This window comes from Cryobacterium arcticum, assembly GCF_001679725.1.
Classification (GTDB): Bacteria; Actinomycetota; Actinomycetes; order Actinomycetales; family Microbacteriaceae; genus Cryobacterium; species Cryobacterium arcticum_A.
Window position 1 is genome coordinate 3,094,076 of sequence record NZ_CP016282.1, and the last position, 13,422, is coordinate 3,107,497.

The 13,422-nt window shown below is 69.2% G+C and carries 14 protein-coding genes, 1 tRNA gene and 1 pseudogene; 5 read left to right on the forward strand and 11 right to left on the reverse strand.

Annotated elements, in window-relative coordinates; translation table 11 throughout:
- Positions 1-38: 38 nt before the first annotated feature.
- The 7 genes from PA27867_RS13970 to PA27867_RS14000 form a co-directional block, all read right to left on the reverse strand.
- A tRNA-Arg gene (locus tag PA27867_RS13970) sits at positions 39-113 on the reverse strand.
- 96 nt (positions 114-209) lie between these two features.
- Positions 210-1,439, reverse strand: coding sequence for a CHAP domain-containing protein (locus PA27867_RS13975; RefSeq protein ID WP_066597295.1), 1,230 nt, complete (start codon positions 1,437-1,439; stop codon positions 210-212).
- A 171-nt stretch (positions 1,440-1,610) separates the two neighbouring features.
- A complete protein-coding gene (locus PA27867_RS20710; protein ID WP_066597297.1) occupies positions 1,611-1,967 on the reverse strand; it encodes a three-helix bundle dimerization domain-containing protein in 357 nt (118 codons plus the stop codon).
- A 67-nt stretch (positions 1,968-2,034) separates the two neighbouring features.
- Positions 2,035-2,349: a hypothetical protein gene (locus tag PA27867_RS13985; protein ID WP_066597300.1), complete on the reverse strand. Its 315-nt coding sequence runs from the start codon at positions 2,347-2,349 to the stop codon at positions 2,035-2,037.
- Between the two features lie 143 nt (positions 2,350-2,492).
- A complete protein-coding gene (locus PA27867_RS13990; protein ID WP_066597303.1) occupies positions 2,493-2,996 on the reverse strand; it encodes an HNH endonuclease in 504 nt (167 codons plus the stop codon).
- Positions 2,997-3,360: 364 nt separating this feature from the next.
- Entirely contained in the window at positions 3,361-4,167 is an 807-nt protein-coding gene (locus PA27867_RS21085; RefSeq protein ID WP_084021177.1) for a C40 family peptidase, read from the reverse strand.
- Positions 4,168-4,466: 299 nt separating this feature from the next.
- Complete coding sequence (locus PA27867_RS14000) at positions 4,467-5,180, reverse strand: metal-dependent transcriptional regulator (protein WP_066597304.1); 714 nt, start codon at positions 5,178-5,180, stop codon at positions 4,467-4,469.
- 74 nt (positions 5,181-5,254) lie between these two features.
- Between PA27867_RS14000 and serC the strand changes: the two genes are divergently transcribed.
- On the forward strand, positions 5,255-6,370 hold the full coding sequence (gene serC, locus PA27867_RS14005; RefSeq protein ID WP_066597305.1) for a phosphoserine transaminase: 1,116 nt from the start codon (positions 5,255-5,257) through the stop codon (positions 6,368-6,370).
- Between the two features lie 8 nt (positions 6,371-6,378).
- Positions 6,379-6,612 (forward strand): DUF2530 domain-containing protein, encoded by a 234-nt coding sequence (locus tag PA27867_RS21200; RefSeq protein WP_157109241.1) that lies wholly within the window; start codon positions 6,379-6,381, stop codon positions 6,610-6,612.
- Between the two features lie 129 nt (positions 6,613-6,741).
- Here the strand turns inward: PA27867_RS21200 and PA27867_RS14010 are convergent.
- A pseudogene (locus PA27867_RS14010) lies at positions 6,742-7,359 on the reverse strand (DUF3027 domain-containing protein); the annotation flags it as partial.
- Positions 7,352-7,732, reverse strand: a complete 381-nt coding sequence (locus PA27867_RS14015) for a cold-shock protein (RefSeq protein WP_066597311.1) — start codon at positions 7,730-7,732, stop codon at positions 7,352-7,354. The pseudogene PA27867_RS14010 and the gene PA27867_RS14015, both read right to left, overlap by 8 nt.
- 94 nt (positions 7,733-7,826) lie before the next feature.
- Here PA27867_RS14015 and PA27867_RS14020 point away from each other — a divergent pair, with 94 nt between their 5' ends.
- The 3 genes from PA27867_RS14020 (at position 7,827) to PA27867_RS14030 (ending at position 11,684) form a co-directional block, all read left to right on the forward strand.
- Positions 7,827-8,102, forward strand: coding sequence for a hypothetical protein (locus tag PA27867_RS14020; protein ID WP_066597312.1), 276 nt, complete (start codon positions 7,827-7,829; stop codon positions 8,100-8,102).
- Positions 8,103-8,107: 5 nt separating this feature from the next.
- Positions 8,108-9,955 carry a helicase-associated domain-containing protein gene (locus PA27867_RS14025; protein ID WP_066597314.1) on the forward strand — a complete coding sequence of 616 codons (1,848 nt, stop codon included), beginning with the start codon at positions 8,108-8,110 and terminating at the stop codon, positions 9,953-9,955.
- 64 nt (positions 9,956-10,019) lie between these two features.
- Complete coding sequence (locus tag PA27867_RS14030; protein WP_066597317.1) at positions 10,020-11,684, forward strand: DNA repair helicase XPB; 1,665 nt, start codon at positions 10,020-10,022, stop codon at positions 11,682-11,684.
- Positions 11,685-11,708: 24 nt separating this feature from the next.
- Here PA27867_RS14030 and PA27867_RS14035 read toward each other — a convergent pair whose 3' ends face one another.
- Both PA27867_RS14035 and folP read right to left on the reverse strand, forming a co-directional pair.
- On the reverse strand, positions 11,709-12,491 hold the full coding sequence (locus tag PA27867_RS14035; RefSeq protein WP_066597319.1) for a pyrimidine reductase family protein: 783 nt from the start codon (positions 12,489-12,491) through the stop codon (positions 11,709-11,711).
- Positions 12,491-13,399, reverse strand: a complete 909-nt coding sequence (gene folP, locus PA27867_RS14040; protein ID WP_066597320.1) for a dihydropteroate synthase — start codon at positions 13,397-13,399, stop codon at positions 12,491-12,493. The genes PA27867_RS14035 and folP overlap by 1 nt, the downstream gene beginning before the upstream one ends.
- Positions 13,400-13,422 lie beyond the last annotated feature (23 nt).

Here is a 13,422-nt window from a genome sequence, read left to right on the forward strand (position 1 = left end):
ATTTCCTCGGAATGTGGTGCGATTCCGCGGCCGACGGATGGTGCCCCTGGAGGGACTCGAACCCCCAACCCTTTCCTTAGGACGGAACTGCTCTTCCATTGAGCTACAGAGGCTGACCGGGCAAGTTTATCTTCAATCGGCGCGGGATTTAGTCCACTAATCACGCCACCCTACGACCAGGGAACCCTCCGGCGGCGACTGTGCAGCGCCTAGGACGGCGGGTAGAGGTACATCGGCACCTCGCTGATCGGCACCGTGCGCGTGTGATACGCGTGCGAACCCATCCAGTTGTACTCCTCGAGCACCACGGTGCCGTCGCCGGGCACCGACTGCACGTAGGCCACGTGGTTGTAAGTGAACCAGGCCACCGCTCCCACGATCGGGGTCTTGCTGGTGGGCCAGCCCTTGGCCGACCAGGCGTTCGCCCACGAGGATGCGTCTCCGCCGCCGGGGGTCATCGAGTTCCAGGTCCACTTCCACGGGCTGCCGGTACTGCCGGCGTCGCGGTTGAGCCGCCAGGCCACGAAGTCGACGCATTCGCGGTAGTAGTAGCCCAGCGGGGAGAGCCCGCCGCCCTGCGCATCCGTCGCCGCTGTGGGCCACGGGTAGTCGTCTCGCTCCGCACGGATGCCGTACACGGCGTACTCGGCCGCGGAGGCCCGCGCCTGTTCGGCCGCGCGCTGCTGCGACTGGGAGGCCTGCAGACCGGCCTCGATGTCGTCGAGTTCGGCCTGGCTCGTGGCGGAGAACCCGTCGGCCGAGATGGTCACGGCGGCCGCGGCGGACGCGACGGTGAGGGCCTGGGTGTCGACCTCGGACTGGGCACTGAAGCCGGCGGAGCCCTGCGGCGAGAACGCGTAGGCGGGCAGGGCTGCGGTGAGGAAGACCGCGGGGATGGCCATGAGGGTGACGAGTTTGGCCAGCGGCTTGTGGCGTTTGGCGCGGCGCACGGCTACCGACCCGGCGGGCTTGGCGGATGCGGCGGCCGGTTTGGTCGGCTTGGTCGGCGCCCGCAGCACCCGGGTTGCCGGCGTCGGCCGCACGGTGGCACGCTGACGGGCGTCGCGGCGGGAGGGCGGGAAGACGTCTGCGGTCTGATCGGGCAGCAGGGATTCCGGCACGGACAGTTCGGGAATCGTCGAGCCCGGCGGGGCGGTCTCCGGGCGGCTGAGCGGTGCCGACGCGACGACGGGAATGCTGGACGTGATCGCGCTCTCAACAACGGCCGCCAGATCGGGCGACACCGACACGACAGGCACGGCCGGCACGGGCACAGCGGGCTCCGAAGCCGGCGCGGTGGCCGGGGTCGCGCTCACGGCGAGGTCGGCGGTGGCGGCGAGGGCAGCGGCTTCGGCGGCTGCACGGAGGGCTCGGGCCTCACGGCGCGTGGGGAGTACACCGTCGCTCTCGGGCGAGCCGGCGGGGCCGGAATGAGTCACAGACAATCCTCTTAACAGCCACAACCGGTGGGGGGACCTCACAACCATATGGGATGAGCGCACCCGATGTCACCTTGAGCGTTACGTTTTCGTGACAATGTGACTACAACGGGGTGCCGGGCACCTGACCGCACCTCGGTCGGGCGGCGACGGCGGGCGCGAGGAAGTCGGTCAGCGCTCGTTCTCTCCGGAGTCCCCGACAAGACCGCCGAACAAATGGCTGCCCTGCGCCGCACGGCTTGCCCGCTCCACTTCCATCGGTTCCGGGTCTGGGGCACCGTCCTGTGACGGAACGAGCGGTTGCGGTTGTTGGACCGGGACGAACGTTTCGGTGGCTTCCTTCTTCAGCCGATTCTTCGCGGCCTTCTCGACGAGGACGGGAACGAAGTCACGTACTCGACCCTCCTCGAGCCGCCCGTGCTCCTCTTCCACAATGTTCGCGATGTGGGCTCGCCCCAGGCCCGGGAACCGCTGCGACAGCCGGTCGATCACTTGGCCGATGGCCTGAGTTTCGTCTAGTTCGCTCACAACGTCATTCTTGAGCGCTTGGGCACCCGGGGCAACCGCCCGGACGTGGACTCGACCACACTCCCGGCTAACGGAAAGGCAGGGGAACACGGGCCGCTTTGGCCCAGTCGAACCGGATGCGCTGACCTCCCGTTTCGTTGAGGATGTAGGCCTCTAGCTTCATGATGCGGTGATCGGCAATCGCTTGGTCGTTGCCGACGACGTCGAAGCGATAGTTGTTGGCGTGCTCGGTCACGAGGACCGCGCCGATACCAGGGAAGATCACAAACATCTGATCGGTGAAGAGCAGGGTGTGTTCGTAGTGACGGCGAAGATTCTGTCCGAGGACGGGGAAGCTGCGGAGTGGTTCCACCGGGCGCACGATAGCTGTCATGGTGATCATGACGTGATCCTCAGCCCTGAAGGTAAGCACCAGGTTAACGAGGGGTGGGCGTCAGCTGGGAATACCGGGGCAGACGGCGTGAGCCTGCGTGCACCAGGCCGCCCGCCGGCGGGCCTGACCATGCCGACCGACGTGTCGGTGGGCTACGCCGCGACGGCGGGCGCGAGGAACTCGTCCCACTGCGGCACCGAACGCTCCACACCACTGACCACCCAGGTGGTGCCCTGCGGCATCCGCGGGTCGAAATGCATCTCCCACCCCATCTCGGCCGGCGTGCGGTCGCTCTTGAGGTTGTTGCAGCGCAGGCAGCAGGCCACCAGGTTGTCCCAGGTGTCCCGCCCGCCGCGTGACCGCGGCTGCACGTGATCGATCGTGCTCGCCGACTTCCCGCAGTAGCAGCAGCGGTGTTCATCGCGGCGCAGCACTCCCCTGCGGCTCACCGGTACGGCCCGTGAGCGCGGCAGGCGCACGTACCGGGTGAGCAGGATGACGCTGGGCCGCTCCCACGACCCTGTTGCCGCCCAGACCGGGTGGCCCTGATCGGCCTGGATGATTGTGGCCTTCTGGTTCATGACGAGGACGAGTGCCCGCTTGAACGAAACGACCGCGAGGGGTTCATATCCCGCGTTGAGGACCAGTGTGCGCATGCGCTCCCTTTCGAAAAGGGCTGGACGGCTTCCAGCCATTCGAACTGCTGCCTGGCGAGCGCGGGGAGGAGATGCGGGCAAACAAAAAGGGCGTCGTCATCATGACAACGCCCCACGGGCTCCGGTGTGCTGGCGGCACACGAAACTCGCAACAGATTTGACTGCTGTGCCGCAGCGCGAAGTGTCCGCGCACATCCATGGTGTGGATCGTGCGTAGCTTGCGCATTGGCTCTCCCAAAATCCCGCAGAACATCAGGGCAATAGGTTAACCCACAAATGGTGCGCCACGGTATCGTGGCGCACCATTTGTGCTAGGCGTTACCCAGTGTTTACCGCGGAGGCCGGTCTGGGAAGGTCAAGCGGCTCAGATGCCCAGTCGGACGATGTAGTAATCGCTGGTCCAGATCGGCTGCACCCGCACGGATGCGCCTTCATACGGCGCGTGCAGGATGTTGCCGTTCCCGGCGTAGAACCCGTCGTGGCCATCCATGATGACCAGGTCGCCGGGCTGTGCGTCCGCCAGGGAGATGCGGGTGCCTGCGGCGCCCTGCCCGGTGGAGGAGTGCGGCAGGGAAATGCCGAACTGTGCGTACACGTACATCACGAAGCCGGAGCAGTCGAAGCCGGCCGGGGTGGCGCCGCCGTAGACGTACGGCACGCCCTGGTACTGCAGGGCGACGCTGTAGACGGACGAGAGGCTGAAGCTCGGGTACGCCGGGCTGGCCAGGTAGTCGGCCGCGGTCGGGCCGCTGTAGGAGGCCGCGTAGGAGGTCATCGAGCTGGCGGCGGCGGTACGCGCCGCTTCGGCGGCCTCGGCTGCGGCTGCGGCGGCGTCGGCCGCGTCGAGCTCGGCCTGGGGCGTGGCGGCGAAGGCGTCCTCCGCGACGGTGACGGTGGCTGCGGTGTCGTCCACGGCCACAGCCTGCTCGCCGGCCTTGGCCTGTTCGGTGGCGTCAGTGGCGGCGAAGCTCTCGGCGTTGTCGGACGGCGCGAAGGCGTAGGCCGGCAGGGCCATGGTGGCGACAAGGCCGGTGGCGAGGGTCATCATCACGATGTTGCCCACGGCGTTGCGGCGGGCGGGCCGCTTCACGGGCGTCCCCGGGCGCATCACGATGCGCGGGTTGACCTCGGTCTGCGCTGCACGCAGCGGGTCGAGGGGGGCGGGACGCACGGCAACAGCCGTTGAGCGCCGACCGCGTCGGGACAGTCTTCTACCTAATACAGCCAAATCGAACCTCCGGCGCCTTGACAACACTAGGTAGTTGCCCCCGTCCAATGCGTGTGAGCGCGTGAATTTTCCGCAGCAAGAGACGGGAGGGTAAAGACGTCTTGAGCGGGCCCGACGATCGTTTTCTGATCTATGAGCAGGTTTGAGGCTACGTCACAGGTTTCCGTTTGTCACTCCGAAAAGCCGAAATCTAACGAATTGGTAACAAACCTGTGAATTCCTGCAGAACTTCCGGGGCCTCGTCAGGCCGCTGCGACGGCGACCGGTGTGGTCACGAAGATGTGGCCGGCGACCTCGTTGGGCAGCTCGAGTCCGTCTCCGAAACCCTCCACCTGCACGAGCACATACGAGCCCGCGGCGGAGAAGGTACCGGTGTTGCCCGGCAGCACGCCGGACTGCTTGAGCTGGGAGAGCAGCTCGGGGTCGAACTGTACGGGCTCGCCCAGGCGACGGATGACGGCGCTCACCGGCTGGGTCGACGCGGCAACCACGTCGAGCAGGTTGGTGACACCGGCCATGAACGCGACGGCGGGCGAATCGCCCAGCTCATCGAGCCCGGGGATGGGGTTGCCGTACGGGGATTCCGTGGGGTGACCAAGGATTTCGAGGATTTTGCGCTCGACCTGCTCGCTCATCACGTGCTCCCAGCGGCAGGCTTCGTCGTGGACGAACTCCCACTCGAGGCCGATGACGTCGCTGAGCAGCCGCTCGGCCAGACGGTGCTTGCGCATGACGTGTACGGCCTTGCTGCGGCCGCTCAGGGTGAGTTCGAGGTGACGGTCGCCGGAGACGACGACGAGGCCGTCGCGTTCCATCCGGGCCACGGTCTGGGACACCGTCGGGCCTGAGTGGCCGAGGCGCTCCGAGATGCGCGCGCGCAGGGGAACGATGTTCTCCTCCTCGAGGTCGAGGATCGTGCGGAGATACATTTCGGTCGTGTCGATAAGGTCAGTCATCCGCAGCCTCCCGCTCGGCCATATGTGCAACGCCACAACACTACCCGTGCGACCCGGCCAACTAGAATCCAGATATGCCGGACCTACAGATCCCCACTGACTTGCTGCCCGCCGACGGACGTTTTGGCTGCGGCCCGTCCAAGATCCGCCGGGAGCAGCTCGACTACCTCTCCGGCGCCGGCGCGAGCATCCTGGGCACCTCCCACCGTCAGGCACCGGTGAAGAACCTGGTCGGGCGCGTGCGCACCGGCCTCAGCGACCTGTTCCGCGCCCCCGAGGGCTACGAGATCATCATGGGCAACGGCGGGTCGACCGCATTCTGGGACGCCGCCGCCTTCTCGCTCATCGAGACCCGCGCCCAGAACCTCGTCTTCGGCGAGTTCGGCGGCAAGTTCGCCGCGGCCGCCGCCGCACCGTTCCTCACCGCCCCCGATGTGATCAAGGCCCCCGCCGGGTCACGGGCCGAGGCCGTTCCCACCGAGGGCGTCGACGTGTACGCCTGGCCGCAGAACGAGACCTCGACCGGCGTCATGGCCCCGGTCACCCGGGTGCACGGCGATGCCGGCGCGCTCACCGTGATCGACGCCACGAGCGCCGCCGCGGGCATCGACTTCGAAGCCGACCAGGCGGATGTCTACTACTTCGCCCCGCAGAAGAACCTCGCCTCCGACGGTGGCATCTGGTTCGCGCTCTTCTCCGCCGCGGCGATCGAACGCGTCGAGCGCATCGCGGCCAGCGGCCGGTACATTCCCGAGTTCCTCAGCCTCAAGAACGCGATCGACAACTCCCGCCTCAACCAGACGCTCAACACCCCCGCGCTGTCGACGCTGCTGCTCATGGAGAACCAGCTGGACTGGATCAACGGCAACGGCGGACTCGCCTGGGCGTCGGCGCGCACGCAGGAATCGTCATCCGTGCTCTACGACTGGGCCGCGACCGTGGACTACGCCACCCCGTTCGTGACCGACCCGAGCCACCGCTCGCAGGTCGTCGCCACGATCGACTTCGACGACGCCATCGACGCCGCGGCGATCGCCAAGGTGCTGCGCGCCAACGGCATCGTCGACACCGAGCCGTACCGCAAGCTCGGCCGCAACCAGCTGCGCGTCGCCACCTTCACGGCCATCGAGCCGGCGGATGTGCGGAAGCTCGTCTCGTCGATCGAGTACGTAGTAGCCAACCTGGGTTAGTCGCACTCATGCGCCTCTGGCTCAAGGACAGCGAAAGACGGCCGGACCCGGTGCCCGCCCGCGCGAATGCGCGGAAAGCGGTGGCGGTGGGTTCGGCCGTCTGGCTGGTTGCGCTGGTGCTAGCGGTCGTTTTCCGAACTGAACTGAGCGACGCCGGCCTGGGCTGGTGGCTGTGGTGCGCCGCCATCGGGCTGGGCCTCGGCCTGGCTGGACTCGCCTTCGTGCTGCTCCGACGCCGCTAGGGCCTCGTCGACGTCAATGCCGTCATCGGCGATGTCGTCGGCGTGGAGGTCGGCCTCGTCGCCGTCGTCACTGTCATCGTCGTCGTCATCGCTGTCGTCGTCGTCATCGTCGTCGCTGTCGTCGTCATCGCTGTCGTCGTCGCTGTCGTCGTCATCACTGTCGTCGTCGGTCAGCGCGGCCGCGGCGAGTTCCTCGGCGAGCTTGGAATCGGCCAGGCGGTCGCTCCACGGCACCCATTCCGGGGCGAGCAGAGCGTCATCGCCGGGCATGAGCTCGGTTTCGAGCACCTGCGGTTCGGACTCGCCGTCGACCCGCGACAGACTGACCGTCCAGCGCCATCCCGGGTATCCGGTCATCAGGCAATCGAAGAGCAGCGAGAGCACGTGCTCACCCTCGACGATGTAGCCGATGGGTTCACCGATCGTGTCGGCCGGGGTGATCAGTTCCAAAGCCGCCCGGGCCTGGTCGGTCGCGCCGACGAGCACCTCGTCGGCCTCGAAGACCTCGTCGTCGTCGACCTCCGTGACGGCGTCGACGCCGGCCGGGGCATCCTCCGCGGGTGCCGCGTCGTCGGCGGGCGCGTCGGACGCATCCGTGTCGGCAGCAACCGCGTCGTCAGCAGGCGCGTCGGCAGCAGTCGCGTCGGGGACAGTGCTGTCAGTGGGCGTCTCGTCCACGAGCGCGCCCTCGACGGGCGTCTCAACAGGCTGGGCCGGCGGCGGGGTGGGATCGAACGGATCACGCATCCAGTTCCTCGGCAACCTTGCGCAGCATCGCCGCGATCTTCTTGCCGTGTGCACTGTCGGGGTAACGTCCGCGGCGAAGGCTCGAGCCGATGCCGTCGAGCAGCTTGACGAGGTCTTCCACGATGATGGCCATGTCGTCGGCCGGCTTGCGGCTGAGCTTGGCCAGGCTCGGCGGAGCCTCGATGACCCGCACCGACAGCGCCTGTGCGCCGCGCTTGCCGTCGGCGATGCCGAACTCGAGCTTCATCCCGGCCTTCACGGTAACTCCGGCGGGCACCGCGGATGCGTGCAGGAAGACTTCTTGGCCGTCATCGGAGCTGATGAAGCCAAAACCCTTCTCCTCGTCGTAGAACTTGACTTTGCCGGTGGGCATCTGAACCTCGCTGTGATTTTGGGGCGCGCAGAATGCGTGCCAACCTGACCCAGCTTATTCCGTTGTAGCTGACTATGCCCCGTATCCTTGGTCTGTGACCACTCAAACTCCACACGACCCCGGCCGGCTCGAGAAGATCCTGGCGTACATGGTCGCGGGTGTGGTCGGCCTGTCCATCCTCGCGTTCCTCGCCGTGATCCTCGGCACTGCCGCCGGCGCCGGCGACAACGACGGGTTCAGCCAGGGAGTGTGGCCCGCCGTGCTCACCCTGCCCCTGTTCGGCCTCCCCCTCGGTTTCCTCCTGATCATCTCGCTGATGATCGTCAGTGGAATCCGCCGTGCACGCGAGGCTCGACAGAACCGGGAGTAACACCCATGCTGACGCTCGCCTCACGCCTCCGCGCACTGGACGACGCAGCATTGCGCCGCACGATCGCCCTGCGATCCATCCCGGCCCACGGCATCCACGATTTCTTCGACCTCGCCGAGGCCCTGCTCGACCCCGACGCCATCCAGGCGACGCTCTCGCATCTGGACCGCGGCACGCTGGCCGTGCTGGCGGTGGCCGGCGAGCTGGGCGCGCCCCCTCTCGACGAGCTCACCGAAGGGCTCGCCGACCTCGGCCACGACACCGGCTCCGCCGAGGAGATGAACGCCCGCATCGACCGGCTCGCCGACCTGATGCTGCTCGCCCGCATCGACGACACCGTGCGGCCCTACCCGGCCGTCACCGCCCGACTGCGCGACTGGCCCGCCCAGGGCCTGCCGAGCGCCGCCGACCTCGCCGGCATTCCCGCCCCCACGCCGCTGGCGCCGCTCTCGGCCACCGAGGGCCGCTTCACCGAGCGGCTCGCCGCCGAGCGCGCTTTCGCCTCGGTCTCCGCGATCGCCGAGCTGCTCACCGAACTCGACCGCGAACCGGCCCGCGAGCTCAGCCGCGGCGGGCTCGGCCTGCCCGACAGCAAACGGCTCTCCGCGGCCATGGGCGTCGATCTCGACGACGTCACCGCGCTGGTCACCATCGCCGCCCGCGCCGAACTGGTGGTGCTCGACGCCGGCTACTGGTCCGAATCCGCCGCCGGCGAGGCCTGGCTGGTCGACGGGGCCGGGGCCCGCTGGGGTGTGCTGGCCCGGTCCTGGCTCGCGGCGCTGCCCGCGGATATCCGGCAGATCGTGGCGGGTCGCCCCGAGGTCGCCTGGGGCGACGCGCTGCACCGCTTCGTCGCCTGGCTCTACCCCGCCGGCGGCACCTGGATGGACGCCCGCATCGCCGACTTCGCCCGCGACGGCGAACTGATCGGCATCACCGCCCGGCAGGCCACCAGCGCGGCCGGCGCATCCGTTCTCGCCGGCGACATCGACGGCGCGATCCGCTTGATCACCGCCTCGCTGCCCGCCGAGGTGGGCACGGTCTACCTGCAGCACGACCTCTCGATCGTGGCGCCCGGCCCGCTGTCGCCGGCGATCGACGCGCGGCTGCGCACCTTCGCGGATGTCGAAAGCCGGGAACTGGCCTCCAGCTACCGGCTCAGCGGCCCCTCCGTCAATCGCGCCCTGGCCACCGGCGATGACGCCGAGTCGCTGCTGGCCTTCCTCGGTTCCATCTCGCTCACCGGAATCCCGCAGCCGGTGGACTACCTCATCCGCGACGCCGCCGACCGGTATGGGCGGGTGCGCGTGGGCAGCGTGGATGCGACCCAGCCGGGCGGGCCCAGCTACATCAGGTCCGACGACACGGCGATGCTCGGCGCCATCGCGGTCGACCAGACGCTCGCTGCCCTGGCCCTGACCACGCACTCGCCCACCCGGCTGAGCAGCTCACACCCGGCCGAAGCCGTGTTCTGGGCGCTCACCGACGCCCGCTATCCGGTGGCTGCAGAGACTCCCACCGGCGAAATCGTGCACCTGCGCCGCCACCCGCGGGTGCCGACGCAGCGCCCGACGTCGCCGGACCCCACCGTGGCCCTCGTGGCTGAGCTGCGCGCCACCGACGGCGGCGAGGCGAAGGCCGCGCACGCCTGGCTGGCCCGGCAACTCGACTCGGCCATCAAGCACCGCCAGACCGTGCAGGTGAGCGTGCAGATGCCAGACGGCGAGGTCGTGGACTACCTCCTCGAACCCGCCAGCGTCGGCGGCGGCCGGTTCCGCGCCCGCGACCGCCGGGCCGACATCGAACGCACGCTGCCGCTGTCCAGCATCGTCAGCATCCTGCCCGCGCCCTGAGCGGCGGCGTCACCCCGCATTGTGGGGCTGAGGCCCGCCGCCCACGGGCGTACCATTGACGGTTATGTCCGATGGCCCGCTGATCGTCCAAAGTGACCGCACGGTTTTGCTCGAAGTCGCGCACCCTCAGGCCGAGGATGCCCGGCACGACCTGGCCGTGTTCGCCGAGCTGGAGCGCGCGCCCGAGCACATCCACACCTACCGGATCACCCGGCTCGGCCTGTGGAACGCGCGCGCGGCCGGACACGACGCCGCGAACATGCTGGCCACGCTCGAGAAGTACTCCAAGTTCCCGATTCCGGCGTCGGTCACCGTCGACCTCGAGGAGACCGTCGGGCGGTACGGCCGCCTGGTCATCGACCGGGACGACGAGGGACAGCTTGTGCTGCGCAGCACCGACTCCCCCGTGCTCACCGAGGTGGCCGGCGCCCGCCGGATCGCCCCGCTCCTGATCGGGCACCCCACGCCGGGGTCGTTCCTGGTGGCGCCGTGGGCGCGCGGGCAGCTCAAGCAGGAGCTGGTGAAGCTCGGTTGGCCTGCCGAAGACCTCGCCGGCTACACCCCGGGCACCCCACACGACATCGCGCTGCTCGAAAACGGCTGGGCGTTGCGCGACTACCAGAACAAGGCTGTCGCCAACTTCTTCGACGCCGGCTCCGGGGTGGTCGTGTTGCCCTGCGGCGCCGGCAAAACCCTGGTGGGCGCCGGGGCGATGGCCACCGCTAAGACCAACACGCTGATCCTGGTGACGAACACGGTGTCCGCCCGGCAGTGGCGCGACGAGCTGCTCAAGCGCACCACGCTCACGGCCGAGGAGATCGGCGAATACTCCGGCCAGGTGAAGGAGGTCAAACCCGTCACCATCGCGACGTACCAGATCCTCACGGCCAAGCGGAAGGGTGAGTACGCCCACCTCGCACTGCTCGACGCCATGGACTGGGGCCTGGTGATCTACGACGAGGTGCACCTGCTGCCCGCGCCGGTGTTCAAGCTCACCGCCGAACTGCAGGCGCGCCGCCGGCTCGGGCTCACCGCCACCCTGGTGCGGGAGGACGGCCGCGAGGGCGACGTGTTCAGCCTGATCGGTCCCAAGCGCTTCGACGCCCCGTGGAAGGAGATCGAGGCCCAGGGCTTCATCTCCCCCGCCGCCTGCTACGAGGTGCGTATCGACCTGCCGCACGCCGAAAGGCTCAGCTACGCCGCGGCGCCCGATGACGAGCGCTACCGGATGGCCGCGACGGCGCCGGCGAAGCTGGATGTCGTCAAGCAGCTGGTCGCGATGCACCCGGGCGAACGCATCCTCGTGATCGGCCAGTACCTCGACCAGATCGACGAGCTCGCCGAGGTCTTGCAGGCCCCCACGCTGACCGGTGCCACACCCGTCAACGAACGAGAACGGCTGTACCAAGCGTTCCGGGTGGGCGAGGAGAACCTGCTCGTGGTCTCCAAGGTGGCCAACTTCTCGGTCGACCTGCCCGAGGCGTCGGTGGCGATCCAGGTGTCCGGCTCCTACGGTTCCCGCCAGGAGGAGGCCCAGCGGCTCGGGCGGCTGCTGCGCCCCAAGGAGTCCGGCCTCACCGCGAGCTTCTACACGCTCGTGGCCCGCGACACCGTCGACCAGGACTTCGCCCAGAACCGGCAGCGCTTCCTCGCCGAGCAGGGCTACTCGTACACGATCCTCGACGCGCACGCGCTCGACACCCGCGCCCTCGACGCCCCAGTCCCGTAACCCCCACCGCGAACTGGGCTGAGGTCACTGTTCGCGGGACCGCTGATAGCGGAGCAGGAGGGTGTCGGCGGCCGGAAGGGCGTGCAGGAGACGCATCCGGCGCGGTGTGGCCTCCGTCGCGGCGGCGATGCGCCGGGCGGAGCCGGACTCGAGCAGCGGCGCCAGGGTGAGGCAGAGTTCGTCCACGGCGTCGGCGGCCAGCAGCGACCCGAACAGGCTGGGTCCGCCCTCGCAGAGCACCTGCGGGTAGCCCCGCTCGGTGAGGCTGGCCACCATCAGCGAGTGGTCCACGGATGCGTCCCCGCAGACCAGCACATCGGCCACCGCCGCCAGCGCCCCACGCCGCTCGGCGGGGGCCTGTGCCCGCGTCACCACGATCGGCCGGGTGGCCGCGCGGGTGAACACAGGGTGCGCCGGGTCGAGGTCGAGCCGGGCGGACACGATCGCCACCGGAGGGTGCTCCGGCAGCCCGTGGGCGAGCCGCCAGGCCACGGCCTCCGGGCTGAACCGGATCCCACCGTACCCCTCGGCGCGCACGGTTCCGGCGCCGACCAGGATCACATCGGTGAGCATCCGCAGGGTGTCGAAGACCAGCCGGTCGGCGTCGTCGCCGAGGCCGCCACTGACGCCGTCGTGCGTGGCGGCGCCGTCCAGGCTGCTGACGAAGTTGACCCGCAGGTGCGGCGTGGCCCGGTCGGTGACGAGGTAACGACGGAGCACCTCGGCGGGGTCCAGACCCATGGGGCTGGAATCCGTGGGACCGGGAACGGCGGGGTCGAAGCCCTCGGGGCCGGGAGCGGCGGTCATCAGGCGAGGTTGTGGCGCAGGTAGGCGGGTTCGCGGAAGCCCAGGATGGCCTCGGTCATGCGCACGGCGTCCACGGCGGCCGCGACATTGTGCACCCGCACGATGCGGGCGCCCTGCAGGATGCAGTAGACGGCCGCGGCGAGGGTGCCCTCCACGCGGCGGTCCCTGTCGCGGTCGAGGGTCTCGCCGATGAAGTCCTTGTTCGACACCGCCACGAGCGTCGGCAGGCCGAGCGCGGTGATCTCGCCCAGCCGGCGGGTGAGCTCGAGGGAATGCCGGGTGTTCTTGTTCAGGTCGTGGCCCGGGTCGATGACCAGCCGCTCGGCCGGCATCCCGTGCGCCAGGGCGCGGTCGACGCGGGCGAGCAGGAATTCGGCGACCTCGGCCACCACATCGTCGTACTGCGGCGCCGGGTAGGGCGTGCGCGGGCGCGCCAGGCTGTGCGTGATCACCAGGGTGGCGTCGCTGTCGGCAACGACCTCGGCCATCCGCGGGTCGTGCACGCCGGTGGTGTCGTTGATGACGTGGGCGCCGGCGCGGATGCTGGCCAGCGCGACGTCGGGGTCGAAGGTGTCGACGGAGATGACCGCGCCGGAGCCCTGCAGCGCCGCGACCACGGGGACGACCCGGTCGATCTCCTCCGCGACGGGGATCGGCGGCCCCGGGGCGAACTTGGCCCCGCCGATGTCGACCCAGTCGGCGCCGTCGGCGACCGCGGCCCGGGCCGCGGCCACGGCCGCGTCGAGTGCGAATGTGGCGCCCTGGTCGTAGAAGGAGTCCGGCGTGCGGTTGATCACGGCCATCACCGCGATCTCGCGGGCGAAGTCGAAGTCGCGTCCGCCGATCGTGCGCACCGGCACGTCCAACCGCGGCAGGATGACGCCGGCGGCGGCGGTCGAACGGGCCATCTGTACTCCTCGGAGGTGGTCGG